The sequence below is a fragment of the Enterobacter cloacae complex sp. P1B genome, assembly GCF_014982345.1.
GTDB lineage: Bacteria > Pseudomonadota > Gammaproteobacteria > Enterobacterales > Enterobacteriaceae > Enterobacter > Enterobacter bugandensis.
This window is the reverse complement of sequence record NZ_JADCLF010000001.1, coordinates 104,354-131,070: the sequence shown is the minus strand read 5'-3', so window position 1 is coordinate 131,070 and position 26,717 is coordinate 104,354. Positions and strand designations below refer to the sequence as shown.

The following is a 26,717-nucleotide window of genomic DNA, read 5'->3' as shown; positions in this document are numbered from 1 at the left end:
TTAAGTAGTAAGCCGGTGCATAAATCCGTGTTTACAAGCAGTCTTCGGTGGAGCGGTAGTTCAGTCGGTTAGAATACCTGCCTGTCACGCAGGGGGTCGCGGGTTCGAGTCCCGTCCGTTCCGCCACTTATTAAAAGCCCTGAGTTAACGCTCAGGGCTTTTTTCATATCTGACGATTAATTATTGCGAAATTAGCAAAAATCCTCTGCGTTTTACGATCTTTTTCTCTATAACACCGCCAGCGATAATCGTCCTCAGTTAACGAACATAACGATTGAGGAATATTATGACTCTCCCTGCATTCGGTCTTGGCACTTTCCGCCTGAAAGACGACGTAGTTATCGCATCAGTTAAAACCGCTCTTGAACTTGGCTATCGCGCAATTGATACGGCACAGATCTATGAAAACGAAGCTGCCGTTGGACAGGCTCTTGAAGAGAGCGGTGTACCGCGTAATGAACTGTTCATCACCACCAAAATCTGGATCGAAAACCTCAGCAAAGACAAGCTCATTCCAAGCCTGAAAGAGAGCCTGAAGAAACTGCGTACCGACTATGTCGATCTGACGCTGATCCACTGGCCGTCACCGAACGATGCCGTTTCTGTGGAAGAGTTCATGCAGGCGCTGTTGGAAGCGAAAAAGCAGGGCCTGACCCGTGAAATTGGTATTTCCAACTTCACCATCCCGCTGATGGAAAAAGCCATTGCCGCAGTTGGCGCAGAGAATATTGCGACAAACCAGATCGAGCTGTCTCCATACCTGCAAAACCGCAAAGTCGTGGACTGGGCAAAACAGCACGGGATCCACATCACCTCTTACATGACGCTGGCCTACGGTAAGGCTCTGAAAGACGAGGTAATTATCCGTATCGCAGAGAAACATAACGCGACTGCTGCGCAGGTTATTCTGGCATGGGCAATGGGTGAAGGCTATGCCGTGATCCCATCATCAACCAAGCGCGAAAACCTGGCCAGCAACCTGCTAGCGCTGGATCTTGATCTGGATGACGATGATAAAAAAGCGATCGCAGCACTGGAGTGCAACGACCGCCTGGTGAGCCCGGAAGGTTTAGCCCCTGACTGGGATTAATAAGACCCTCCCTCTGTAACCCGAACCCTCACACAGCTCCTCCGGGAGCTGTTTTTATATGCTCGCTCAGGAAGTCGATAAAGGCGCGTATGCGGGTGCTTACCGCTCTGTCGCTGTAATACACCGCGCTGAAAGGCATCTCGACCGGCAAACGTTTATCGGCCATTAGCTCTACCAGTTCACCCCGCGCTATCTCTTTATCAATCATATAGTCTGACAAGCAGGCGATCCCATTCCCTTCCAGGCAAAGCTGCTTCAGCGTTTCTCCGCTGTTAGACGATAACCCGCAGGTAATTTCATGAAGCTGGCCATCATGACAGGCAACAGGCCAGGTGTTCAGCGACACCGGCTCCGTAAAGCCCAGGCACAGATGCTGCTTCAGTTCTTCAACCGTCTCCGGTTTACCATGTTCAGCAATATACTGTGGCGACGCGATAATTTTACGGTAGCTGGCAAACAGCGGGCGGGCCCGCAGGCTGGAATCCGTCAGGGTTCCCGCCCGAATAGCCACATCCACTTTCCGCTCGATGAGGTTAATAAACGTCTCGGACGAGACCAGAGAGAGCGTCATCTCCGGATAGCGTTCACGGAAAGGTTTGATTAACGGCATCAGAAAATGAAGCACAACCGGCGTGGCAGCATCAATGCGCAGCAACCCGCGCGGCGTGCTGCGGGTTTCCATAATCTCCGTCTCCGCTGCGGCCATCTCCTGCAGCACCGACTGCACGCGGCGGAAATAACGTTCCCCTTCTTCCGTCAGACTGAGCTGCCGCGTCGTTCGGTTGAGCAGACTCACCCCAAGCTTCATCTCCAGCTTTTTCACCGAACGGCTAATGGCCGAGTTAGCCTGTCCCAACTGCTCGGCTGCGCGGCTAAAGCTGCCGCTTTCGACGACGGCGACAAAGATTGTCAGCTCTTCAGACGTTGCTTTCATTGTTGCACCACCTGCAAAATTCTATTGATATTTTGACCATTTTTGTTATTTAAGCACTGGCGCATACTGCCTGTCATCTTAATCCTGATGATACGGAGTATTTTATGCCACTGGCGCTACTTGCCCTGACGATCAGTGCCTTTGCAATTGGCACGACCGAATTTGTTATCGTGGGACTGGTTCCTACCATCGCTAACCAGCTTGCCATCTCGCTGCCCTCAGCCGGGTTGCTGGTGTCCATCTACGCCCTGGGCGTTGCCGTCGGCGCGCCGGTGCTGACGGCCCTGACCGGACGTTTTCCGCGTAAACAGCTGTTAGTCGCGCTGATGGTGCTGTTTACCGCCGGGAACGTTCTGGCCTGGCAGGCACCGGACTACACCACGCTGGTGATTGCCCGCCTGCTGACCGGTCTGGCACACGGCGTGTTCTTCTCGATTGGTTCCACCATTGCAACCAGCCTGGTCCCCAAAGAGAAAGCGGCTTCAGCGATCGCGATCATGTTCGGTGGGTTGACCGTCGCACTGGTCACAGGCGTACCGTTGGGAACGTTTATCGGACAGCATTTCGGCTGGCGTGAAACGTTTCTGGCCGTCTCCTTACTGGGCGTTATCGCTCTGGTGACTAGCCTGCTGCTGGTACCATCGAATATTCCAGGCCGGGCGAGCGCCAGCCTGCGCGATCAGCTGAAAGTGCTTACCCATCCGCGTTTGCTTATCATCTATGCGGTTACGGCTCTGGGCTATGGCGGCGTATTCACTGCCTTCACCTTCCTGGCACCGATGATGCAGGACCTGGCGGGCTTCTCCCCGAATGCCGTGAGCTGGATTTTGCTGGGATACGGTATTTCTGTGGCCATTGGCAATATCTGGGGCGGTAAGCTTGCGGATAAGCATGGTGCGGTACCGGCGCTGAAATTTATCTTCGCCGCCCTGGTGGTTCTGCTGATGATTTTCCAGTTCACGGCTTCAATGCAATACGCCGCGCTGGTCACGGTACTGGTGATGGGGATCTTCGCCTTCGGTAATGTGCCAGGGCTTCAGGTTTACGTTGTCCAGAAAGCCGAGCTCTATACGCCGAATGCGGTGGATGTGGCATCCGGTCTGAATATTGCCGCTTTTAATATTGGTATCGCGCTGGGCTCCATTATTGGCGGACAAACCGTCGAACACTTCGGATTAACCCAGACCCCATGGATTGGCGCGGTGATTGTCCTGGTCGCCTTCCTGCTGATTGGCCTGAGTGGACGCCTCGATAAGCCAGCCCGCGTAGCGCTGGGATAACATCAGTAAGTGCTTGCTTACAAAACTGGAAAGCGGTTTCTCAGAAATTGCGTTGAAAGTGTGACCTAAAGTCCCTATAACATTAGAACCAGTCCGTTTTCAGGGCTGGTTCATGTTACAGGGGCTGTTTCCAAAAGTGCGAAAAAATACCTATGCCATGCGTTATGTTGCCGGAATGCCCGCGGAGAGGATCTTACCTCCGGGGTCGTTTGCGAGCATAAGCCAGGCATTACCCGCCGGCACACCGTTAAGCAGCGATGATAAAATCCGGGTTCTGGTCTGGAATATCTTCAAGCAGCAGCGCGCGGAGTGGTTATCGGTACTCAAAAATTTTGGAAAAGATGCCCACCTGGTTCTGCTCCAGGAGGCGCAAACTACCCCTGAACTGGTACGGTTTGCCACCACGAATTACCTTGCCGCCGACCAGGTGCCGGCATTTGTTCTGCCGCAGCATCCCTCTGGCGTAATGACGCTTTCTGCTGCCCATCCGGTCTACTGTTGCCCGCTCCGCGAGCGCGAACCTATCCTGCGTCTGGCGAAATCAGCGCTGGTGACGGTCTATCCTCTGCCGGATACCCGTATGCTGATGGTCGTCAATATCCACGCGGTAAACTTTAGCCTCGGCGTGGATGTGTATAGTAAGCAGTTACTTCCTATTGGCGATCAGATTGCGCATCACAGCGGGCCCATCATCATGGCAGGCGATTTTAATGCCTGGAGCCGTCCGCGCATGAATGCGCTGTATCGCTTTGCGCGCGAAATGTCGCTGCGTGAAGTTCGCTTCAGTGATGACCAGCGTAAAAAAGCTTTTGGTCGTCCTCTCGACTTTGTCTTCTATCGCGGTTTGAGCGTGCACGACGCCTCTGTACTGGTGACGCGCGCTTCGGATCACAACCCTCTACTCGTTGAATTCAGTCCCGGCAAACCTGATAAATAATGGTGTGTCAGGTCTGCCGTGGGGCAGGCCGCGCGGGTGCTGCCCTTTTATTTTTAACCAACAAAGGACAGTACGATGACAACAACACACTCCCATCATGACAACGTAGAAAAACAGTTTGGTTCTCAGGCAAGTGCTTATCTGAGCAGCGCCGTGCATGCTTCAGGTCGCGATCTGGTGCGTCTCGGTGAACGTCTGGCGGCATTCCCGCAGGCGCACATGCTGGACCTGGGATGTGGGGCAGGGCACGCCAGCTTTACGGCTGCGCAGCAGGTAGCCCACGTTACCGCATATGATTTATCGAGCCAGATGCTGGACGTCGTTGCTGAGGCGGCGAAAGCGAAAGGGCTGAACAATATTGATACGCGGCAGGGCTATGCGGAGTCTTTACCGTTTGATGACGCGTCGTTTGATGTCGCGATCAGCCGGTATTCCGCACACCACTGGCATGACGTCGGCCAGGCATTGCGCGAAGTCAGACGTGTTCTGAAGCCGGGGGGCACCTTCATCATTATGGACGTGATGTCTCCCGGACATCCGGTGCGTAATATCTGGCTGCAGACGGTCGAAGCGCTGCGCGACACCTCGCACGTGCAAAACTACGCCAGCGGGGAGTGGTTATCGTTTATCACTGAAGCCGGGCTGATTGCGCGCTCGTTAATAACAGACCGTTTACCGCTGGAGTTCAGCTCCTGGATAGCCCGTATGCGTACCCCGGAGGCGTTAAGCCAGGCGATTAGGCTTTACCAGGAGAGTGCGTCCGCAGAGGTGAAGGCGTACTTTGAACTGCAGGCGGATGGCTCATTTACGAGCGATACCATCATGGCTGAAGCGCAAAAAGCGGGATAAACAAAAAAGGCACCGAGGGGAATCGGTGCCTTTTTATCTTTCGATCGTGTTATCAGGAGTCTGGCGTGGCGCTGTTCTTCACAAACAGCGTCAGCTGGTCGCCCGGTTTCAGATTGTCAGTATCATTATTCCAGCGCATCACATCTTTGATGTTCACGCCGTGTCGTTTTGCGATACTGGACAGTGAATCGCCTTTGCGCACGCGATAGGTGATGCTATCGCTGTTGCTGGCGAGACGCTGTGCGCTGTTACCTGCACCCACCGTCAGTGTCTGACCCACCTTCAGCCCAGAGCTGCGCAGATTATTCCACTGCTGCAGATCTTTCGCCGTCACGCCAAGACGTGAGGCAATGCCTGAAAGGGTATCCCCTGAACGCACCTTATAGCTGCGGCTGCTAACGGATGAAGCATCGGCGATCAGCGTTGACTGAACGGCGGCAATTTCACCCGATGCTAAAGACTCACGTAACTGCGCCGCATGTTTCTGCGGAACCATCACATACTGCGGGCCGCTTGCCCCCAGCGTCGAGCCTTTAACGCCTGCATTAAAGGTTTTCAATTTACTTACCGACATACCCGTCATATCAGCAACTTGTTGAATATCAACCGGATTGCTGAGGCGAACGCGCGCCAGTGCACGACTTTCGTCTGGTGTTGGCAGTTGTACACCGTAACGCTTGCTGTTCTTGAGAATATCGCTCAAGGCCAGCATCTTCGGTACGTAAATCTTCGTTTCCTGTGGCAGTGAGAGCGACCAAAAATCGGTGGATTTACCCCGTGCTTTATTCGCTTTCATTGCCTTCAGTACACGACCTTCGCCACTATTATACGCTGCGACCGTTAACAGCCAGTCGCCGTCAAACATCTTGTTCAGACGTTGCATCATGTCGAGAGCGGCTGTCGTTGAAGCGACAACATCGCGACGCGCATCATAGTTGCGGGTCTGTTTCAGACCATAGTTTCGCCCGGTGCTCGGAATGATCTGCCAAATGCCTGCGGCATTGGCGCCAGACGTCGCGTGTGGGTCAAAAGCGCTCTCCACTATGGGTAGGAGTACCAGCTCCATAGGCATGTTACGTTTTTTAACTTGCCCGGCTATCCAGTACATATACGGCTCTGCCCGTAACGTTACATCGTGGAGATAGCTCTTATTTCTTAAATACTTCTGTTTCTGTTCGCGAATCCGGCTGTTTTCCGGAATTCCCATCTTTAGCTCGTCGCCAATAGAGGTCCACAAGTCTTGCTCCTGCGCGAAAGATGTCCCATCGTCCATCCAGCGCGCCGAACTTGTAAACTTCCCTGCTTCCCCTTGACCAGCTGCAGAAAGGCTCTGTGCGTGCTGTTGTACGTTGCTGCCGTTCTGCGACTGGCAACCTACAAGCAGGACAGAGGCGAGTAATATCGCTTTTGCCTTCATGTGTGTGTCAATAGTTGCTTAAAAGACGAGCGATGATAACGGCGAAATTTTGAAAAGGCAACCCGCATTTATCTGAAGTTATCTTTCTTTGACCTTAACCATGCAAATCGCTGTTCTGGTTGTTGCAAATTTGTTTCTTGGTTAATTTTATTAATTAAATCAATATCATCTGTTCGTAAAAATAAATTAATCTGGCGCTCATTTTTCAGAATTACGGGCAGTGTATTTTGGTTTTTTGCACGTAACTCCTTCACTTTGTGATAATAATCCTGAATCGCCCGATCCTCAGGTAAGAGGCTTGCAGCAAACTTCATATTTCCTAATGTATACTCATGGGCGCAACAAATAAGGGTGTCATCCGGTAACGCACTAATCTTTTGTAAAGACTGATACATCTGTTCCGGCGTGCCTTCAAACAGTCTTCCGCAGCCGCCAGAGAACAAGGTGTCGCCACAAAAAAGATAAGGTTTGCTGTAGAAACACAGATGTCCCAAAGTGTGACCCGGTGTAGCAAATACGGAAAACTCCCACTCGTGGATGAGGATATTTTCGCCTTCTTCGACTACTTGCGTCGTTCCCTTATTTTGTGTCTCAGCCGGTCCGTACACCACAAGATGCGGAAATTGGGCGCGCAGTTCCTGCACGCCGCCAGTATGATCGTTATGATGATGCGTCAACAGAATGGCGTCAGGCTGCCAGCCGTTATCATTTATGGCGCGCAGTACAGGGGCGGATTCGCCGGGATCGACAATGACGCATCGACGATCGTCATCGACCAAAACCCAGATGTAATTGTCCTCAAAAGCGGGAATACTGATAAGATTCATACATTACCTCTTATAGCGTGGCGGGTGTTTTGATGAAACCGGCAAGGATACCTCAGACTGTCGCAGCACCGGAACGTTGGGCGGAATTGCCCTGGGGTGAATACTATCGCGAAGCACTGGAGCAGCAGCTGAAGCCCTGGCTCGCGAAAATGTATGGCTTTCACCTGCTTAAGATTGGCAATCTCAGCGCGGAAATCAATACCGAAAGCTGCGCTATCTCACATCAGGTTAACGTCTCTCTCGGCGGATCGCCGGTTCAGGTGAAGGCAGACCCGTTGCATCTGCCATTTGCAGAGAAATCCGTTGATGCATGCCTTCTTGCACACGCGTTGCCCTGGTGCAGCGATCCTCACCGTATGCTGCGTGAAGCCGATCGCGTTCTGATTGATGACGGCTGGCTGATCCTCAGCGGATTCAATCCGCTGAGCCTGATGGGGCTGCGCAAGCTGGTACCCGTGCTGCGCCGAACGCCACCCTATAACAGCCGAATGTTCACCATGATGCGCCAGCTCGACTGGCTTTCACTGCTGAACTTTGAAGTGCTCTGCTACGGCGGTTTTCAGGTACTGCCGTGGGCGCGGAAGGGGGGAGTGTTGTTAAGCACGCATTTGCCCGCCTTAGGCTGCATGCAGTTTATCGTCGCGCGTAAGCGAACCATCCCCCTTACGCTTAACCCGATGAAGCAGAGCAAATCGAAAACGCCTATCCGGCAGACCGTTGGCGCAACGCGGCAGTACAGAAAGCCCTGATCAGGATTCAGGCTGGTAGCCTGCATCTTCATGGGCCGGGTTTAAAGCCGCCGCGCGCGCCAGTTCGTCGCAGCGTTCGTTCTCAGGGTGACCAGCATGCCCTTTTACCCATTCCCATTTTATTTGGTGCTGACCTAATGCCGCATCCAGCCGCTTCCAGAGATCGACATTTTTAACCGGCTTTTTATCCGCAGTTTTCCAGCCGCGTTTTTTCCAGTTGTGGATCCACTGGGTGATACCCTGGCGCACGTACTGGCTGTCGGTACTGAGCACCACGTCGCAGTGTTCTTTTAAGGCTTCCAGCGCCACAATGGCCGCCATCAACTCCATACGGTTGTTGGTGGTCAGGAAATAGCCTTCGCTAAAAGTTTTTTCATGCTGGCGATAGCGCATAATCGCGCCGTAGCCGCCGGGCCCTGGGTTGCCGAGACAAGATCCATCGGTGAAAATTTCTACCTGTTTACGCATCTCTGGTAGACTTCCTGTATTTGAAACGTTCAGTTAAACGATAAGTCTGACATAAATGACCGCTATGAGCACTGCAATTACTCGCCAGATTGTCCTCGATACCGAAACCACCGGTATGAACCAGATCGGCGCGCACTACGAAGGGCATAAGATCATCGAGATCGGCGCCGTTGAAGTGGTGAACCGTCGTCTTACGGGGAACAACTTTCACGTCTACCTCAAGCCTGACCGGCTGGTGGATCCCGAAGCGTTCGGCGTTCACGGGATTGCCGATGAGTTCTTGCTGGATAAGCCGACGTTTGCGGATGTGGCTGACGAGTTTCTGGAATACATCAAGGGCGCTGAGCTTGTCATCCATAACGCCTCGTTCGATATCGGCTTTATGGATTATGAATTCAGCAAGCTTAATCGTGATATCCCGAAGACGAACACCTTCTGTAAGGTAACAGACAGTCTGGCGCTGGCAAGGAAGATGTTCCCGGGCAAGCGTAACAGCCTGGATGCGCTTTGTTCGCGCTACGAGATAGACAATACCAAGCGAACGCTCCACGGGGCGTTGCTCGATGCCCAGATCCTCGCCGATGTCTATCTGACGATGACCGGTGGGCAGACGTCAATGAAGTTCAGCATGGAAAATGAGTCACAGCAGACGCAGGGCGAAGCGGGCATTCAGCGCGTTGTCCGTCAGGCAAGCCGTTTGCGGGTGGTGTTAGCCAGTGATGAAGAGCTACTTAACCATGAATCCCGTCTCGACCTGGTGCAGAAGAAGGGCGGAAGCTGTATGTGGCGCGCCTGAAAAAACGCCACAATGCCTGTAAAATCATCGGTTGGGTGAATTTTGCAGCAAACGATTCAAAACGTGAGAAAAAGCGTTGACGAGATCGGAGGCACACCGTAATATGCGCCTCGTTCCCCAAGCGGGAACAGTGGAGCGGTAGTTCAGTCGGTTAGAATACCTGCCTGTCACGCAGGGGGTCGCGGGTTCGAGTCCCGTCCGTTCCGCCACTATTCAGGCCCACGTTATTTATAACGTGGGCCTTTTTCATATCTGTACTTTTTCGTCTGCGCGTTCGATCTTTGCGACTTTCCTTTGCGAGGCGCGAGAGCAGAGGGCAATGCCAAACAGAATCAGTACCGTGCTGACCAGATGATACGAATGCAACGTAACGTGCAGGAACATCACGCTGAACAGACCGCCGCTCAGCGGAATAAGGTGGGAATAAATCTCCCCGCGGGTTGCACCGATAGCCGCAATGCCTTTATTCCACAGCAGGTAAGAAAGCCAGGAAGGAAAGACCACCAGGTACATCAGCCCGCTTAAAAAGCCCGGTGCGGTATAGGCCGTCCAGTCAGGTAAGCCGGTCTTTATCAACGATATCGCCAGTACCGGTAACAACACCAGGGCACCGAGGACCGCGCTCACGGCCACAAAGGCATTCCCACCGACGCTTTTCGGCTTCATCCGCAAGAAAGCACAATAAACGGCCCAGCTGGCGGCAGAGCCCACGGTCCAGATATCGCCGCGATTCAGATTTTTAAGCGTATCCAGATGCAGCAGATCGCCCTGCATGACCAGCCAGACGACGCCCAATGAACTGAGAACAACGCCAGCAATATTCTGTACTGATATTTTCTCTTTAAAGACCAGCTTATTTATCAATAAAACCAGGGCAGGCGTTGTAGATAAATAAATTGCTGCATTAAGAGATGAAGTATATTGCAGACCGATATACAGCGTGAGTGGGAACATAACCTGTCCGCACAGCGCAAGAAATATGATCGTACCTTTCGCCTTTTTCATCATCGGCCACTGGGCGCGAATCTGTCTGATATAAAGCATCGATAAAAGAAGAGCCGTAATTATCCAGCGTGCGGCGGATAATATAATCGGGTCTGCATGCGCCACCAGTAAATGACCGACGACATAATTACCCCCCCAAAAACAGGCCGCGAGACTGAGTAAAAAATAGGGCATAAAGGCTCCTGATAATAAACATTTTGTCTGCCTTTAGAGTACTGCCGGTGCAGAATTAAATGCTAATATAATATTTTCATCTCACGGTATTGGCTGAAACTATGAAGTTTACTCTCAGGCAACTTGAGTTCTACATTGCGTTAGCGGAAACATTACAAATTTCCAAAGCGGCCAGCCGTTGTCATATATCGCAATCTTCCATGACGGTCTCTATGCGCAACCTGGAGGAGGCGGTGAATGCCCCTCTCTTTATCCGCCATGCAAAAGGGATCCAATTAACTCCCGTCGGCGAGCGATTTCTCAATCATGCCCGCAAGATCCTCCACGATAGCCGCGCGGCGGTGGAGGATCTCCATCAGCAGCCTGAGGCGATTAACGGCGTCGTGCGCATCGGCATTGCCGAAACCCTTTCCGCTTATCTGCTGCCCAATCTCTGGGGCGATATTGCGCAGCGTTTTCCGCTGCTGGAGACGGCATTTCATGAGGCGCCCGCATCGCAGCTGCTTCAGGCCTTGCGTCAGGGAGATCTCGATTTTTGTCTTTTGCTGACCTCCAATATCAGCCACGATAGTACGCTTGAGGTCGAAACGTGGATCCGCTCGCCGCGCCGCTTATGGACCGCCATCGGCCATCCTCTTCTCAGCGTGCCGGAGCTTCGGTTAAAGGATGTGGAAAAGGCGCCATTCCTGTTGTTGGTGACGGACGACTATCCCGATGTGATATCCGACTACTGGCAAAGCAGGGGCTGTCATCCTGACATTCATTTTCGCACCAACTCCTTTGAGGCGATTCGAAGTCTGGTCGCGCAGGGAAAGGGGGTGACGATTTTATCCGATCTGGTCTATCGCCCGTGGGCGCTCGGCGGTCAGCGCGTGATCCGGCGCACCATTGACGACTGCATTACCTATATGGATGTGGGCATCGTCAAAAACGTCGGGCAGCCGCTTTCGCCGGCCTGTTTGCGGTTGATGGATTTTTTACGACAACAAACGGCACGTCTGGGCGAAGCGCGCTGAACTGCGTCCCTGAGATTTCCGTTATCCGCCAGATATTTCCTGATTTCCCTGAGGGCCTTCTTGCCCGCAGGTCGTGTATTCCGCTGCTGGGGATGAAGACAATAAGCGCCTTGCTTATTTTCTTTACCGAAACGGAATTGTGCTATGTCTGGTATCACCGCGAGCGGTATTCGTTCCCTGCTCGCCACCCGTCCACTCTTGTTGGTTCTCTGCTGTGCCACCGCTTGGCCGGCATACGCTGAAGAGTCGATGACCGTTGAGGGGTATTATCGCGATCCCGCGTCATTTATCGCTCCGGCTCATACTCCAGCACAACAATTGCCTGCCAGCGACGGTGCGGGCGCGCTAAAAAACATCCCGGGTTTTTCCGTACTGCGCAGCGGCGGGAGTAACGGCGATCCGGTGTTGCGCGGGATGTTCGGTTCCCGGCTGACGTTGCTTGCAGACGGCGTCAGCACTCAGGGGGGCTGCGGCTCGCGCATGGATACCCCAACGGCCTATATCACTCCGCAAAGTTACGACACGATAACCGTCATCAAAGGCCCACAAAGCGTGCTCTGGGGGCCAATGGGGTCCTCCGGAACATTGCTTTTTGAACGCCAGCCGGACTATTTCAGCGTACCTGAGCTAAAAGGCAGCGCTGAGCTGCTGCGGGGCGCGAACGGACGCGCGGATCAAAACCTCAATCTCGCGTTTGGCGACCCGCGCGGCTACGTCCGCCTGGACGGTAATCATTCGGAGGCGGATGACTACCGGGATGGTCATGGCAACCGCGTGCCGGGCCTGTGGCGCAGATGGAACAGCGGCGTCACGGTTGGGCTCACGCCTGATGAGGACTCGCTGGCGGAGCTAAGCGTGGGAGCCAGCGACGGTAAAGCCCGCTATGCGGGTCGGATGATGGATGGTAGCCGTTTTGCCCGTAAAAGCGCGGCGCTAAAACTGGAGAAATACCACCTGAGCGAGCACGTCAGCAAACTTAGCTGGCAGCTCTATGCCAATGATACTGACCACATCATGGATAACTACAGCCTGCGTCAGCCCGTTGGACCGAAGCGTAAGTCTGAAGTTGGTGGCGTGGTGATGGGCAGCCGCCTTGCCGGCGTGTGGGAAGATGAAACCACCACGCTTACCGCCGGCGCGGACGTAATGCGTAAAAGTCACCGTAAAAAAAACGCGGGATCGTGGCGTGACGATGCCCGTTTTACCCAGGCGGGTCTGTTTAGCGAATGGCGCCAGTCCGTCACGGCGGACGATACGGTCATCGTGGGTGCGAGGCTGGATAGCATTCGCGCGGACGATCGGCGCAGCGCGCAAAATAGCTCCCGGCACGACCTCCTGCCCGGCGCATTCACGCGCTATGAGTATCGCGTACCTGACGCACCCGTCATGCTTTATAGCGGCATCGGTTATACCGAACGTTTTCCTGATTACTGGGAGCTATTTTCCGGCAAGGCTGGAGAACAAAGCTTTCGTCAGCTGAAAACAGAAAAGACCCTGCAATGGGATAGCGGCGTGCAATTACACGGCGACAAGGTTAGCGCCTGGGCATCGGCCTATGTCGGGCGAACTACCGATTACATTTTGTTTGATTATAGCCGCACGCCGTCGCAGGCCAGCAACATCAATGCCGCCGTAATGGGCGCGGAGACGGGCGCAAGCTGGAGCCTGACGCCCAACTGGGCACTGACGGGAAGCCTGAGCTACGCCTGGGGCGAGAATCGTAGTGATAAACAGCCGCTGCCGCAGATGCCGCCGCTCGAAGGGCGGCTGGCGCTGGACTATACCGGGCAACAGTGGCGCACCGGATTACTCTGGCGTGTGGTTGCGCCGCAGCATCGCGTGGCGCAAAACAAAGGTAACGTCACCGGCCAGGATCTCGGCCCGAGCGCGGGGTTTGGCGTGCTTTCGTGGAGCGCGGGCTACACATTTAACGACCATTTTGAGTCCCGCGTGGGTATTGAGAATCTGTTCAATAAATACTACAGCGAGCACCTCAACCTGGCGGGCGCCAGCCAGTTCGGATACGCCGCAAATCAGCAAATCCCTGAACCGGGGCGCGTCTGGTGGCTGGCGATGACATACCATTTTTGATCCTGAGCGTCATTGCTGAGAGCGACCGTTGAGGCGTACGTTTGCCTCTACCGCCTGTTTACAGGCGGTTTTTTTATTTCAGATAGCAATATCGAACATTTGCGTTTTCGCCAGCAGGCAATAGAGCTGACAGTCGCTGTTTACCCCCAGTTTTTCCATCGCGCGCAGTTTATGGGCGCTGACGGTTTTATTACTCAAATGCAGCTGTCTGGCGATCTCTGTCAGACTCATCCCTTTGCAGAGCATACGCAACACATCAATTTCACGGGGCGAGAGCTCTTGCTCCGTTTGTGCGCCGGTCTGGAACAGGGAATGCATCAGCTCACGCTCAATATAGACTTCCCCATTGATCACTGACGTCAGCGTTCTGCTCAGGGTTTTCTCACAGGTGTCCCGACTAATATAGGCTTTGGCGCCTGCCTCCAGCGACATGCGGATAAGCTGCGTGTTTTTGTAGGGCGAAAGCACAATGATTTTAAGCTGCGGATATTTACGGCTGAGCCATTTAATCAGCAATACGCCGTCCATTCCGTTGAGAGGGTTAACGGTTTGGCTGGTGGCAAGAGAAAAGCCAAGGAACAGAATGTCGACAGGCTGTTGGGATAGCAGTGAAAGCAGCTCAGATGGCGTTGCGGTATCGCCCTGAATGCAAAACTCCGGGCGGGGTGAGCCGTCGCTGAAAAGAGAGGGCATATTGGTGATCATGGATAAGACGCCACGACGGATAATGGTGTGCTCATCGGCAATAGCGATACGGACTTTCATGGTTTCTCCTTCGAAAATGTGGGCGACGGTAGGGATAACGCCGCCGGATGACCAGAAAGATACAGATCCTATGCAGAGCATTCTTTAGTACTTGTCAGATAATTCCTTCAGTGCGGTATCAAGTTGCTGCAGATTGGCTTCCATGCGCGCGCAGAAACGCGATGTCAGCGCAGGCAGGGCTTCAGCCGTTATGATCCCTGCCGCCAGCATCTCCGGCAACACTTCAATCGCCTGACAGGTGCGGGTGGCGTTGTGCATGGCAAAAAGGCTCCAGGAGGCCTTCAGACGATGCGCGAGCTGGCTTAGCGTTTGCGGTGACGGGGTGTTTTCCCGTAGCTGTCGAATATCAAGGGTAATGGCTTCGCGCATTTGCTGGCGCATCAGGGTCATGATCTCCGGTTGACCGTTGGCCAGACGCCGGAGTTCGCTGAGGTCAGGCCCCTGATTGCGCAGGCTGTATTGCTGCGCCAGCGCCTGATGCAGGGCATTGAGGGAGAGCGGTTTTCGCAATAACGCGTCCATTCCGGCATGTTTTGCCCGATCGTCCTCACTCTGCAGCGCGCTGGCGGTGTAACCGAGAATAGCGGCGGGCGCGGTGATACTGCCGGCAATATCGCGCAGGAGTATTAACGATGTAAGTTGATAGCCGTCCATGAGGGCCATCTGGCAGTCGGTTATCAGAATATCCACCGGCTCGTTTTCCAGGTGCGCAAGCGCTTCGCCAGCGCTGGCGCAAGGAATAACCTCCTGACCCAACTCCTGCAGCTGGAGCGCTAACACCGTCAGGTTTGCCGGAAAATCGTCAACGATCATAATGCGATGCGGTGGCAGAGGGGTTATTACAGGTGTCTCATCGGCCGTTGCCGCCGCGCTGGCGACATGAAGCGGTATGCTCACCGTCACCTGCGTACCGCTTCCCGCTTCGCTGGCTATCGTCAGCACGCCTCCCATCAGCTCGACTAACTGGTAACAGATCGCCAGCCCTAGCCCGCTGCTTTGCGGCGTGCTGCTGTCAGTCTGAAACCACGGCTGGCCGAGGTGTGGAAGGGCATCGGCCGGGATACCGATGCCAGTGTCGCGAATCAACAGCTGCAAATGTTCACCGTTGAGCTCGGCGTGAAAAACAATTTCTCCCTGCGGCGTATATTTAATGGCGTTGCCCAACAGATTGGCGATGACCTGATTCAGCCGTGCTTTATCGAACAGGAACCAGCCGTCGTGCGGCACGTTCAACTCGCTGCGCCAGTGGAGACCTTTAGCGTTGGCGCTGCTGGCAAAAATCTCCGCGCTGGCGTTAAGCGTCTGCCACAGGGGCCAGGCCTGTGGCTCCAGCCTTAACTCGCCTGCTTCAATGCGCGACAAATCCAGTACGCCGCCAATCACGTCGCGCAATGACCCGGCTGCCTGCCAGGCGATGTTGAGGGACTCGCTTTTGTCGCGCTCCATCTCAAGCAGGCCCAGCATGGCGTTGAGCGGGGTACGAATGTCATGGCTCATGCGGGCGAGGAAGTTCGATTTTTCAGTGCTGGCCTGCTCCGCCTGAGCCAACGCCTGATTGAGCGCAGCGGTCAGCGCGGCTTTTTCAGTGATATCGATCCAGCCTCCGACCACGCCCTGAGGCCGCCCCCGCGTATCGGTATAGCGGCAAAGCCACCAGTAAAGGGTGGAATTGTTCTGGGTGGTTTCACCCGTTAACGGCGACGCGGCATGGAGCAGCGAGAGGCGATGCGGCAACGTAAACTGTTGGGCAAGCTTGCCCAAAGGCAGGCTGGAAAAGGGGGCGCCCTCTTCGGGCAGTGCCGTGAGTAACGGTGAGTGAATAAAGGAGTCGTTATAGCGCGTCAGCCGCCCGGTCGGATCGCAGACAAACAGCGGCACCGGGACATTGTTCATCAGAGTTTGCCAGAGTGAGAGCGCGTTGTGCAGCTCTGCGGTGTCCCGCTCGCGCTGGCGTCGCTGGCTCTGCGCGGCGCTAAAGGTCAGCAGGGCGACGAATGCCGCGCAAATCGCCACCACGGCGAGCATGACCAGCCATAGCGATTGCACCGGGGCGGTGGGTGTCGTCTGTACGGCCTGCGACAGGTTAAGGCTCGCGTAGATATCAGCCTGCGTTACGGACGCCATGACCGCATTCACCCTTTTGGCATCCGCCGGGTCAGAAATATTTGGTACAAACCATAGCGGCACTTCCGGCAGCGCCAGCGGCGTCAGCGACAGATTGCTGGCGTTATGCTGGCGCAGCAGGTGATGGAGTATAAACGCATCGCCCGCAAGCCCGTCCGCGCCTCCGGCTTTGAGCAATTCAAAACCCTGATCGAGCGAGTTAACCAGCACCAGGTTATCCGCAGGTAACGCCTGACGCAGTAACGTGACGAGCGGAGAGATGCGTATGACGGCAATCCGCTTATGCTGTAATGCGGACAAGGAGCCGGAAAGCGGGTTGCTGTCCTCACTGAGCAGGGCCCAGCTCAGTGAGTCAAACGTGATGGCACTCTTTGACGGTGGCGTCGCGCTGGCGACTATGCGCAACGTGTTCTCCGCATACTGAAGCGGGGGCGCATCAAGGTTGAAGGTCAGGCTATACAGGTTGGACGGAAACAGATTGAGCAGCAGATCGCGCCATACCCCCTGAATATGCCCGTCAGGCGTGAGCGTGACCATTGGCGGCGAAATAGCGGGAAGCAAAACGTGCAGCGTGATTTTGGGCGCATTTTCCTTCACGGGGGAATGGCGGGCGTCAAAGACGCTGCCGTCCGGCAAAAGCCACTTTTGTTCCAGCCATTCAGCATCTTCCGGGTTAAGGGTGTGAATACGCTCGTTGAAGATTTCCAGCGTGTTTGCCTGCTCAGGCAGAGCCCAGGCACGAAAATGTAGCGGGGGAGTATCGTCCAGCGGCGTCAGGGTCAGCGTGGTGGCGGGGGAGTGGGTCAGCCAGTTACGTAAAACAAACTCCGGGGCGATGAATTCCCGCGCTTTCCCTGCTGCCAGCTGCCTGACGTTTTCTCCCGGTGAGGCTGAACCCGTCGCAGAGCAGCGGGTCGCGACCTCTGACGGTAATTCCGGAAAGCACAGTGTACCGCCGCGTCCCTCTTTTATGCTCAGGGACGCCAGCGGGAAAGCGAACATTGGCTCGCTGGCGACCAGATCGGCTGCAGGACGCCTTGCGGCAATTAACACATCGATGCGCTTTCGCTTCAACGCATCCAGCGCCGTTGCCGGGTCGCTAAAACGCTGGACGTCCGGCAGCGTCGTATTGCTAAACAATATGCTGAGTTCATCATCCAGAATGCCCGGCGGCCGATCGATTACGAGAAAAGGCGGCGCGGCGCTCAGCAGGCCCACGCGCAGCGTGCCAGCCGCCGCGTGCCCGCTTATCAGCATGAGGATAAATAATGTCGCCAGCCAGCCTCTGCGCATGCTCAGCTAACCAGCCCCAGACTTTGCGCGCACTGGAGCAGCTCGAAATCATTCCTGGCGTTGAGTTTGCTCATGGCACTCTTTTTTTGCGTACTGATGGTCTGCTTCGTTCGGTTAAGCTGGGCGCTGATCTCGTTCACGGTGAAACCGCGCACCAGCAGGCGCAGCACTTCTGTTTCCCGTTCGGTCAACTGTGCCTGAGGCTTCACCGGTTCGATTTGCCCCCGCAGGGTGCTGCGCAGCGTCTGCAGCAGATTGTTGGACAAACTGGCTTTGTTGAGAACGGCATGCACCCCGCTGCGCCGCAGCGAGTCCAGAAGCTCAGGATTGGTGATCATGGTGACCACCACAATCATGCTCTGCGGATAATGGCGAATCAGCGAGCGGATCATGGTTAATCCGTCCGGGCTGCGCGTGCCGGGCATACTCAGGTCGGTGATGATGATATCGACAGGCTCGCTCGCCAGTTTATTCATGAGTTCATCAGCACTGAGCGCTTCGTGAACGACCCGATAAAGGTCCGGGCGCGTCTGCAGCAATGTGCGCAAGCCTAATAAATAGACAGGGTGGTCGTCGGCAATCAGAACTGTTTTTAGCATGACATCCGATCCGGCAAGGAAAAGACAGGTGTTCACCGCACATCTTAGCGAATGGCGCTTTAGCATCACTCTTACAGTGTAGAGCAGAGTGAGGTGAAAAAGAGTAGCTAAAAAGTGGTGGGCTGTATAGTTGCTGGGGGGCATCAGCCGATCCTGATGGAAAACCGAAAGGTAAAGTAATGACGTTTTCACATTCTATGATAGAGATTTTTTCCGGAGCAGCTGAATGGTTTGTTATTTATCGCGAAATAGCGGCATGGAGGGCGATATTTCTCAGGTACGGAAAGGAATTCCTTATTGTTCAGGTTGAATATCAGGTATTACTCAGGCGTTACTCAGAATAAACTTTCTGAAATCATGAATTGGTTGTGGAAAAATCAGGACGGAAAATAGCGCAAAGGGCGAAGGTACTATCATTTATAGGGATATGTTGTTAATTTGTGCCTGAATTAGATAACAGACATGCAACTGTTAATCCCTGCGCTTTTTCATCATAACAATGTAAACGCTGTAATTTTATTATCCAGGACCTACCCGTGAATAACGAAGAAATCTCTCTTTCAGCGTCAGTAACGTTCGTACCGGAAAAATCATCTCTGGCAACCGTGGATCATGGTGATATACATCTGACGCCCAACGAGCGTCGTTTGCTGGAGTTGATCCTCAGCGGCAAATGTAAAAAAGAGACCATATTTGAAGAGATCTGGCTTAACCAGGGCATGATTGTTAGCGAATCCAGCTATCACCAGCTTATAAAAATGCTCCGCCGCAAGCTGCAAAATGCCGGCCTGCCGGGCTCGATCATTAAAACCATTCCCCGTTATGGTGTAGTACTGGCACCCTGCGAAACGCAGGACAGTGAGGTCGCTTGCCCGCCGCCAGAAGAGCCTGATAACGCGTCTTGTCCCACTCCCGTCGATTGCCCGTCGTTGCCTGCTATCACGGCGGAGCCAATGAAAACTCCCCCACGTCAATACGGGGCTCTGCTGGCGGCGCTGTGCAGCTTGTTGATTATCCTTCCAACGCTGGTGGTGGTCTGCACGGCGGACACGCCGCAGGCGTTTCAGGAAAATATCTACGTAGATGGCGTCATGTTTCATCTCTCTTCGCTGCGCAGTGTCGATCGGCAGGCGCTGGCGAGAAAGCGGCATGCCCTGCCGGCGGGCATCAATAACGTGTACATCGCGTCGAACGGTCCAAAAGTGTTCGTTGCGCAATGTGAAGGCGAACTATCTCAGGAGGGAAAATGCGGTTACGAATACTATTCGTCATATTGATGGTTTGCATCAGCGTTTCGCTGGGTGGCGCGCTGGCTTACCTGACCAGCAACTACCTGGAAAGTAGAAAAGTGCCCGCCGAGCCCTGCAGCAGCGTCATACGTAATGGCAAATTTATTGATGAAAGCCTGCAGCATTACCAGTTTAATGGTGTGATCACCTGGTGGCCTAAACTCCACAGGCTAACGCTATTTGGTGTAAAAACCGATGAGGCCGGTAACCGGGTATTCAACCGAACCCTGCAGTTAAAATCGGTGACACAGAAGGGAAACGTCATCAATGGCCGGGTGGCAGAATTAAAAATTGCCGTTGGCGATCAGCTGCCGGAGAAGACCTTTCTGATAAGTGAAGATGGTCAGTATATTAACCTGTTATTCAAGCCGATTAATAAAGATAGCTGGCTGATGAAAATTAATGATAACTGGGTAGCAATGTGTGAGTATAAATAATCTCACGATAATTTTATTATAAGACATATCCAGGCTGGCGAGTTTTAAATCTGCTGCTGCAGTGAGCTGTTCTCCTGTTTTCAGGAAGATGAATATCCTATCTTGCGGGACGGGATTTCATTATTAAACCTGGAGCAGGATATCTCCCATGTTAAAGAAAAATAAAATATCTCTGAGCGCTATCGCCGCGGGCCTGGCGTTAAGCGGAATGCTGGTCAGCACGTTTAGCCATGCGGCCGCAACCGACGCCGCCTCACAGATGCCGGATATCAGTCAGAAAAAAATTCTCGTAGGTTATTGGCACAACTGGGGAATTAACCCGGAAGAGATAGACAAAGCGCGCGGCTATCAGGGAGGCTTACCTTCTGATATGTCGCTGCGTGAAGTGCCGAGAGGCTACAACGTCGTCAACGTCTCCTTCATGAAAGTCATGGATGGGCAGAGCGGGAATATTCCCACCTTCAAACCCTACAACGCGAGCGATGAGGAGTTCCGCGCTCAGGTTGCAGAGCTGAACGAGCAGGGGCGCGCGGTGTTGATTTCACTGGGCGGCGCTGACGCGCACATTGCACTGAACAAAGACCAGACTGAGGCGTTTGCGGCGGAGATTATTCGCCTGACCGATCGCTATGGTTTTGATGGTCTTGATATCGATCTGGAGCAGACGGCCATTACCGCTGCTGAAAACAGTACGGTGATCCCGGCGGCGCTGAAAATGGTGCGCGACCATTATCAGCAGCAGGGCAAACACTTCATCATCAGCATGGCGCCAGAGTTCCCTTATCTTCAGTCCGATCGCGGGGTGAACTACAAAGCCTACCTGCAAAATCTTGAGGGCGTGTATGACTTTATCGCTCCACAGTATTACAACCAGGCGGGCGACGGCGTGAATATGATGACGCAGGAGGAGAAGGACGAAGTCGGTGAATGGTGGCTGCCGCAGGAATGGGGGAAGGGCTATAGCGACCGTCAAAAAGAGCTTTTCCTTTACTATCTCACCGACAGCCTGGCAAACGGGACGCGCGGTTATGTGAAGATCCCGGCGAACAAGCTGGTGATTGGTCTCCCGGCCAATGCGGATGCGGCAGGAACCGGCTATGTGCGAGACGCGCAGAGTGTCTTTAACGCACTTTCGCGACTGGAAGCGAAAAATGAAGCGGTAAAAGGGCTCATGACCTGGTCAGTGAACTGGGACAATGGCAACACTAAAAATGGTCAACATTACGGCTATGAATTTCTGAACCGCTACCAGAGCATCCTTGACGGCAGTCTGCCGGATGGGGGCGACGAAACGGATACTCAGGCGCCAACACAGGTGCAGGGCGTGCAGGCCACGCTGAAGGGGCAGGATGTTTCGCTCAGTTGGCTGCCTGCTAAGGATAATACTGGCGTGGCGGGGTATGCCATCTGGCGCGGTCTGGAAAAGATCGGTGATACCCGTGAACTCAACTTTACCGACACCCAAACCCAGCCTGGCATGAGCTATCGCTATACGGTCATCGCCTATGATGCAGCCAACAACTTCGCTACGCCGAGCCAGCCGGTCAACGTTACCGTGCCCGATAATGACGATGGCGGAGGCGAAGAGGGCGGCCAGGGCGGCGACGTTACCCCATTCACGCCGGGCAAACTCTATGCCGTAGGGGATAAAGTGCTCTATGAGGGCAACGTTTATCGCTGTCAGATTGGCCATACAGGTGCCAGCCATTGGTCGCCGGATCGGGCCCGCAACTTGTGGGTAGCTGAATAACCTTTTTCTTAAACAGCATGGCTTCGCAGGGAGCCGTGCTGTTTGTTTTACAGGACAACGACTATGCAAACTTCTCTGGTTATTGCCAAACGTTACGATCGGTTTTCTCGCCTTCTGCACTGGGTGGTCGCAGCCGTCATTATCTACGCGATGTGCATGGGCTATATTCTGCACGCGCTGGAAGGAACCCGCTGGTTTACCTTCTTCTCCGTGCTGAATATGTCGCTGGGTACCATCGCCACGCCTATCATGATGGTGCGCTTCGTCTGGCGTTTCTTCCGCCCTTCGGTGCCCTATCCGGCAACGGTAGCCGGACGTAAAAAACAGCTGGTGGTATTTATTCATGAGCTGTTTTATCTGACCATTATGGTGGTGCTGGTTAGCGGTTTTCTGATGCTGCAAAAAGACTACAACCTGTTTGGTCTGGTGCCGGTTTCCCGCCCGATTGCCATCGCCGAAGTGAATGCGTTTTTCTTCCAGGTGCATCGCTATAGCTGCATTCTGCTGGGTGTGATTCTGCTTGGGCATGTCGCGGCGGTGTTGAAATACACCTTTAGCGGGCAGCGGGAGATTCTGCAGCGGATGCTGTGAGAAAGAGGCTCACTCCCCCCATCAGATGCGCGGTGTTGCCAATCCTGTGAAACAGCACCATCCCGCGCATCTGCCTTCCGTGCAGCGTTTGCAGAACAACTTCCCGGGCAAAGCTGCTTTCAAGTTGCTGTGAGTACCAGGCGCGAAAACCGGGCAGGAACGGCGTATCGCAGTGTGCGTCCAGTAGCGTCAGGGTGCTCAGCGTCTTTTCCTCATCAGGGAACAGCGCTTCCGTACTGCCTTGCCAGTGGATCTCCTCCTCTGGCATCGAGAGGCGAAACACGACGCAAGAACCCGTCTGCGACAGGCGAATAATGATGGCACTGGTGCTGGCCGCGAGCGCCTGTTGCTGTTGGATCCAGCGGCGGTACTGATATAAACAGTTGGCAAAAATCGCCGAAAATACCAGGTACCACTGCGCCTGCCAGATTGCGGGGATGAGATCGGGCGTTAGCGTGTAAAAAATCCCTTCCCGCTGCTGGGTCGCCAGCACCACAATCAGGTATTGAATGAGCAGCAGAGCGCCAACGCCGCGCCCGGAGAGCGCAAACACGCTCAGTAAAACCACCGTCGTTTGCACCAGCAGCAGGTTTAGCCCCTGCCAGAGCGGTGGCAGGAAAAAGTACCCCGTCATCAGCACCAGGGTATTCGCGGCAAGGAGCAGAGCTTCCCGCCCGTTAAACCGCGGGTGCGACGGCATTTTGCTCTCACGCAGCAGCGGCAGAATGGCGAGAATGCCGGTTAATGCCGCCAGCACCCAGGAAAAAAAATGCAGAGGCGCAATCGGATACCCTGAGAGTAACAGCGCCAGATTAAGCAGCAGGCTGCCGCAAAAAATGCTGAAGATTAACTGCAGGGGGTAGATCAGTTCACCAATAATCGGCCTGCGCGCAAAACGCAGCGCAGGCAGTTGCGCATTCAGACGAAAGACGGCGACGCACAGCGGAAATATCGCGACGTCGAAGAGGGCGAACAGGCACGCCAGCGTGAGCGGGCGGCCTATCCAGACGCCAGCAAACACATGCAGCAAGCCCGCGGTAGCCAGCCACAGCGGCCACTCTCGCGGGGCCGTCAGCCATAACGCGGCGAAAAGCAACGGCGCCGGGAGCCAGAGCGTGGTGGAGAGGCTCCAGCTATCCCGCGTATGAAAGCTCAGCAATGCCAGCAGGATATAGAGACCCGAAAAGGCCAGCCAGCGGATAATATTGGTAATCAGCGTTGTTCTCCCACTGAGGCATTCAGCGTTATTCAGGTATTTATCATTTTAAGCTCAATTATTTTATCGTCGCTATTGATACGCTGGGATTTTTTCTAAAGGGCTTAACGATGGACTGGCAAAGCGACAAACGCGACCCTGCTACCCTGTGGTTTTCACTTTCTTCACGAGCGGCAGAACATGAACAGGGAAAGGAGTGGCATATCGCGGCATTATTGTGGAAAGAAGCGGCACAATATGCAAAAACGCATCTGAATATTGAATGGGCGAACTTGCGCGGAGACTTTTGTACTTTACGTGCAAACAGGCTGCCTAAATATAACGAGTAGTCTCTGCTATTATCGGAGATTGCATGTCCCTCAGAGTGTGGAACCATGGTTGAGAGTGTAATACTCGTTTTTAGCGTTTTTTTGGGCGCCATTATCGGCAGTTTTTGCAATGTCATCATTTATCGGCTCCCCTTGATTCTCCACGGTGAAGCACTCTCTTTATCGTGGCCTGCTTCCCATTGCCCACGCTGTAAACACCCCATTAAATTTCGCCACAATGTTCCTCTGATGGGCTGGCTGCTGCTGCGCGGGCGCTGCGCCAGCTGTGGTCAGGCGATATCGTGGCGCTATCCGCTGGTTGAAGGGCTTATGGCACTGCTGTACGGGGTGATTATCTGGCAGCAGGGCGTCACGCCGCAGAGCCTGTTCGACCTGCTGGCGGTGACGTTTTTGCTGCCGCTGCTGTTTATTGACCTGCGCACCATGCTCCTGCCCGACCGTCTGACGCTCCCGCTGCTGGTGATGTCGCTAGCGTTTGCCGTCAGCGGCTATAGCCGGGTGGAGCCAACGCAGGCATTAATCGCCGCTCTGCTGGGATTTGGCGTGCCCTGGACGCTCTCTTTGCTGTTTCGTTTATTGCGCGGCCATGAAGGGATGGGGATGGGGGATATGAAACTGCTGGCGGCGATCGGGGCGTGGCTTGGCCCGCTGGCGCTGCTGGATGTTTTTGTTGCCTCGACCCTGCTGGCGCTGATCACGGCGCTGATTCTGTTGCGGATCAAGCCCGGTCAACCGTTTCCCTTCGGCCCGTATCCGATTATCGCCGCGATAGGGTGGGTGATCTTATATCGATAAAAAAGCGCCGGAACGAAGGGGCGATTTCCGGCGCAAAAATGATAACGAAAGTTTAGGCAGGGAATGATAATGTGAGGCGCGGGTCAGTGAAGACCCGGCCAGAGTTAACTCACAGTATTATTTGCACTCTTTAGGCATGTTGGCAGCACCTTCTTTTTTCCAGACGCCCCACTCGCCATCGGAACCCGGCTTAACGCCTCGGGTTTCCCAGCTGTTCAGCCAGATGTTGCCCTCATAGCTCACTTTTTCACAAGGTGTCTTGTAAGTCTTGCTGTGATCCCAGGCTTTTACATCGGTTTGCGCCGGGCGCAGCTTGATCACCTTCGTTGCCGTGGAGACTTTACCGGTGTCAGGCGCCGTCACTTTCACCTGCAGCGTCACGTCCACATTGTCGGTATACGGATGTTTACCCATGAGGTTGGTGCTGAAGTTATTTGGTGACGAGATCTGAATCTTATCGGCGTGATTCAGTGCGGACCATTCAATTTTTGCCCCTTTTAACGAGTCATTGTTTTTGGACACGACGGCGGCAGCAATAACGTCACTGCCAACGATGGTGTCCTGGTTGTTGCCCGTATTGATCTGCACATCAGAAGCCTGCTGCGCTTCCTTCACGGTCACGGTGATATCGTCGGTGCTGGTTTTGCCATTTTTGGCCGTCACCGTCAGGCGATAGGTCACTTTACCGATTTTGCCGGGTTTAATCAGCGCACGGGCTTTTGCCGCGTGGACGGTTGAAACCCATTCGCCACCGTTAGCAACCTGCAACGCACCAATGTCCTGCCCTGAAACGATAGTCCATTGGTATTTTTCAGCATTGACGCTTGCGGAACCGTTAAGGTCATAACCACGTGATTCACTGTTGCTGTGAACGGTGAAGTCACTGCCTGCCTTCGCCTCCGGTGCCGTGCTATCCGCCTCAGCTTTGGCATTCAGGGTGACGGTTTTTGAATCACTCACGTTTTTATCATTGGTGACGGTCAGCTTCACGTTGACGGTAAAATCGCTCTCAGGTTTAGCCTTCAGGCGAATGCTGGCTTTAGCACTGGTGCTGTTTTCCAGAATGACCTTATCGGCATTGCTGGTGACGGCCCAGCTGTACTTCAGCTCTTTCCCCGTTGAGGCGCTACCGTCCAGCGACAGCGTGCTGGTTGACAGGTTATGACTGGATGGCGTGACGTTGGCTACCGGTTTGGTAATGACTTCACCGCCAAAATCGACGTCAATCATCTGATAAAATGCGTTATCGGTATCGCGCACGCGCCAGACGGCATAAATTTTCTGCTTACCTTCACGCTCCGGTACGTCGCAGGTGTGGGTTTCGAAGCCTGTCGGGAGAGAAATATCGGCCGACGGGTTGCCTGGCGCATAGGTATAAACCTTATGGCAGAATGGCTTATCTTCAAACATCGCCCTGGTCAGGCGCGAATCCGCACCCGGAACAGACTGCCAGTCCGGCTTAGTGATGTAGTAGGTAAAATAGGTGGTGCGGTGCTTAGCCGGTAAATGCCATTTAAACTGGTGCGGACCCGCAGACATCGGGTTGTTGTAGGTATTCTGCTTTTCGTCATCAAGCTTGCTGAAGGCGGGAGTTGCCGTTGAACCACCGCTTGCCAGTTTTCCATCCGGCGGGAACTGGAATAGCTGTTCGTTGGCGATCGGAGTTGGGCTCATATCGTTGCCAGCCGGGAGCTTCGGCGCTTCCACGGCGTCAGCAGGCCAGACGTTACTATGCTCACCTTTATCGTTCATCGGCGGGAAGTGAATCACCGAACGTGATTTTGGTTCAAAAACATAGCCATGCGCCAGTGCGCCCGTGGAATACATACCAATCAATGCCACGGCTAACGCAGACGTAATATTATTCATCTTGAGTAGTTTCAAAATAATCTTCCC

24 protein-coding genes and 2 tRNA genes are annotated in these 26,717 nt (G+C 54.1%); 16 read left to right on the top strand and 10 right to left on the bottom strand.

Features of this window, described 5'->3' with window-relative positions:
• Positions 1–49 precede the first annotated feature (49 nt).
• Together INF77_RS00605 and dkgB are read left to right on the top strand one after the other, a co-directional pair.
• Positions 50–126, top strand: a tRNA-Asp gene (locus INF77_RS00605).
• A gap of 160 nt (positions 127–286) precedes the next feature.
• Positions 287–1,090 (top strand): 2,5-didehydrogluconate reductase DkgB, encoded by an 804-nt coding sequence (gene dkgB / locus INF77_RS00600; protein ID WP_193532806.1) that lies wholly within the window; start codon positions 287–289, stop codon positions 1,088–1,090.
• 28 nt (positions 1,091–1,118) lie between these two features.
• On the opposite strand, the gene yafC is transcribed toward dkgB, so the two are convergent.
• The gene (yafC, locus tag INF77_RS00595) at positions 1,119–2,024 is read right to left on the bottom strand and encodes a DNA-binding transcriptional regulator YafC (protein WP_028015603.1); all 906 of its coding nucleotides are present in this window, start codon (positions 2,022–2,024) and stop codon (positions 1,119–1,121) included.
• A 104-nt stretch (positions 2,025–2,128) separates the two neighbouring features.
• On the opposite strand from yafC, the gene INF77_RS00590 reads away from it, so the two are divergent.
• From INF77_RS00590 to INF77_RS00580, 3 genes are all read left to right on the top strand, one after another.
• Positions 2,129–3,304: an MFS transporter gene (locus INF77_RS00590; protein WP_028015604.1), complete on the top strand. Its 1,176-nt coding sequence runs from the start codon at positions 2,129–2,131 to the stop codon at positions 3,302–3,304.
• Positions 3,305–3,440: 136 nt separating this feature from the next.
• Complete coding sequence (locus INF77_RS00585) at positions 3,441–4,241, top strand: endonuclease/exonuclease/phosphatase family protein (protein WP_028015605.1); 801 nt, start codon at positions 3,441–3,443, stop codon at positions 4,239–4,241.
• Between the two features lie 75 nt (positions 4,242–4,316).
• The gene (locus INF77_RS00580) at positions 4,317–5,090 is read left to right on the top strand and encodes a class I SAM-dependent methyltransferase (RefSeq protein WP_193532805.1); all 774 of its coding nucleotides are present in this window, start codon (positions 4,317–4,319) and stop codon (positions 5,088–5,090) included.
• A gap of 52 nt (positions 5,091–5,142) precedes the next feature.
• Here INF77_RS00580 and mltD read toward each other — a convergent pair whose 3' ends face one another.
• Together mltD and gloB are read right to left on the bottom strand one after the other, a co-directional pair.
• Positions 5,143–6,507 (bottom strand): murein transglycosylase D, encoded by a 1,365-nt coding sequence (mltD, locus tag INF77_RS00575; protein ID WP_041911175.1) that lies wholly within the window; start codon positions 6,505–6,507, stop codon positions 5,143–5,145.
• A gap of 68 nt (positions 6,508–6,575) precedes the next feature.
• Positions 6,576–7,334, bottom strand: coding sequence for a hydroxyacylglutathione hydrolase (gloB, locus tag INF77_RS00570; RefSeq protein ID WP_059357725.1), 759 nt, complete (start codon positions 7,332–7,334; stop codon positions 6,576–6,578).
• A gap of 32 nt (positions 7,335–7,366) precedes the next feature.
• Between gloB and INF77_RS00565 the strand changes: the two genes are divergently transcribed.
• Positions 7,367–8,083 carry a class I SAM-dependent methyltransferase gene (locus INF77_RS00565; protein ID WP_028015609.1) on the top strand — a complete coding sequence of 239 codons (717 nt, stop codon included), beginning with the start codon at positions 7,367–7,369 and terminating at the stop codon, positions 8,081–8,083.
• Here INF77_RS00565 and rnhA read toward each other — a convergent pair whose 3' ends face one another.
• Positions 8,084–8,551, bottom strand: coding sequence for a ribonuclease HI (gene rnhA / locus INF77_RS00560; protein WP_028015610.1), 468 nt, complete (start codon positions 8,549–8,551; stop codon positions 8,084–8,086). It abuts the gene before it with no gap.
• Between the two features lie 64 nt (positions 8,552–8,615).
• Here rnhA and dnaQ point away from each other — a divergent pair, with 64 nt between their 5' ends.
• Positions 8,616–9,347: a DNA polymerase III subunit epsilon gene (gene dnaQ, locus INF77_RS00555; RefSeq protein WP_029739690.1), complete on the top strand. Its 732-nt coding sequence runs from the start codon at positions 8,616–8,618 to the stop codon at positions 9,345–9,347.
• A 132-nt stretch (positions 9,348–9,479) separates the two neighbouring features.
• Positions 9,480–9,556: transfer RNA gene (locus INF77_RS00550), tRNA-Asp, on the top strand.
• Between the two features lie 37 nt (positions 9,557–9,593).
• Here INF77_RS00550 and INF77_RS00545 read toward each other — a convergent pair.
• A complete protein-coding gene (locus INF77_RS00545) occupies positions 9,594–10,526 on the bottom strand; it encodes a DMT family transporter (RefSeq protein ID WP_193532804.1) in 933 nt (310 codons plus the stop codon).
• 101 nt (positions 10,527–10,627) lie between these two features.
• Between INF77_RS00545 and INF77_RS00540 the strand changes: the two genes are divergently transcribed.
• The gene (locus INF77_RS00540; protein WP_041911171.1) at positions 10,628–11,542 is read left to right on the top strand and encodes a LysR family transcriptional regulator; all 915 of its coding nucleotides are present in this window, start codon (positions 10,628–10,630) and stop codon (positions 11,540–11,542) included.
• 144 nt (positions 11,543–11,686) lie between these two features.
• Positions 11,687–13,633, top strand: coding sequence for a TonB-dependent copper receptor (locus tag INF77_RS00535; RefSeq protein ID WP_193532803.1), 1,947 nt, complete (start codon positions 11,687–11,689; stop codon positions 13,631–13,633).
• A 78-nt stretch (positions 13,634–13,711) separates the two neighbouring features.
• Here INF77_RS00535 and INF77_RS00530 read toward each other — a convergent pair whose 3' ends face one another.
• From INF77_RS00530 to INF77_RS00520, 3 genes are all read right to left on the bottom strand, one after another.
• Positions 13,712–14,398, bottom strand: a complete 687-nt coding sequence (locus tag INF77_RS00530; protein WP_041911170.1) for a response regulator transcription factor — start codon at positions 14,396–14,398, stop codon at positions 13,712–13,714.
• A gap of 84 nt (positions 14,399–14,482) precedes the next feature.
• Positions 14,483–17,815, bottom strand: a complete 3,333-nt coding sequence (locus tag INF77_RS00525; protein WP_193532802.1) for an ATP-binding protein — start codon at positions 17,813–17,815, stop codon at positions 14,483–14,485.
• Positions 17,816–17,817: 2 nt separating this feature from the next.
• Complete coding sequence (locus INF77_RS00520) at positions 17,818–18,414, bottom strand: response regulator transcription factor (RefSeq protein ID WP_028015617.1); 597 nt, start codon at positions 18,412–18,414, stop codon at positions 17,818–17,820.
• Positions 18,415–18,950: 536 nt separating this feature from the next.
• Here INF77_RS00520 and INF77_RS00515 point away from each other — a divergent pair.
• From INF77_RS00515 to INF77_RS00500, 4 genes are all read left to right on the top strand, one after another.
• Positions 18,951–19,691, top strand: a complete 741-nt coding sequence (locus INF77_RS00515) for a helix-turn-helix domain-containing protein (RefSeq protein ID WP_028015618.1) — start codon at positions 18,951–18,953, stop codon at positions 19,689–19,691.
• Positions 19,661–20,140, top strand: a complete 480-nt coding sequence (locus tag INF77_RS00510; RefSeq protein ID WP_126296587.1) for a hypothetical protein — start codon at positions 19,661–19,663, stop codon at positions 20,138–20,140. The genes INF77_RS00515 and INF77_RS00510 overlap by 31 nt, the downstream gene beginning before the upstream one ends.
• A gap of 148 nt (positions 20,141–20,288) precedes the next feature.
• A complete protein-coding gene (locus INF77_RS23410) occupies positions 20,289–21,890 on the top strand; it encodes a glycosyl hydrolase family 18 protein (RefSeq protein WP_283253261.1) in 1,602 nt (533 codons plus the stop codon).
• 63 nt (positions 21,891–21,953) lie between these two features.
• Positions 21,954–22,481, top strand: a complete 528-nt coding sequence (locus tag INF77_RS00500; protein ID WP_028015621.1) for a cytochrome b — start codon at positions 21,954–21,956, stop codon at positions 22,479–22,481.
• Here the strand turns inward: INF77_RS00500 and INF77_RS00495 are convergent.
• Entirely contained in the window at positions 22,444–23,640 is a 1,197-nt protein-coding gene (locus INF77_RS00495; RefSeq protein ID WP_059357729.1) for a hypothetical protein, read from the bottom strand. The two genes, INF77_RS00500 and INF77_RS00495, sit on opposite strands and share 38 nt — an antisense overlap.
• A gap of 167 nt (positions 23,641–23,807) precedes the next feature.
• Between INF77_RS00495 and INF77_RS00490 the strand changes: the two genes are divergently transcribed.
• Positions 23,808–24,026 (top strand): ANR family transcriptional regulator, encoded by a 219-nt coding sequence (locus INF77_RS00490; protein WP_120279556.1) that lies wholly within the window; start codon positions 23,808–23,810, stop codon positions 24,024–24,026.
• Positions 24,027–24,071: 45 nt separating this feature from the next.
• Positions 24,072–24,821, top strand: a complete 750-nt coding sequence (locus tag INF77_RS00485) for an A24 family peptidase (protein WP_150142914.1) — start codon at positions 24,072–24,074, stop codon at positions 24,819–24,821.
• A 117-nt stretch (positions 24,822–24,938) separates the two neighbouring features.
• On the opposite strand, the gene INF77_RS00480 is transcribed toward INF77_RS00485, so the two are convergent.
• Positions 24,939–26,705: a lytic polysaccharide monooxygenase gene (locus INF77_RS00480; protein ID WP_126327432.1), complete on the bottom strand. Its 1,767-nt coding sequence runs from the start codon at positions 26,703–26,705 to the stop codon at positions 24,939–24,941.
• Positions 26,706–26,717: the final 12 nt, after the last annotated feature.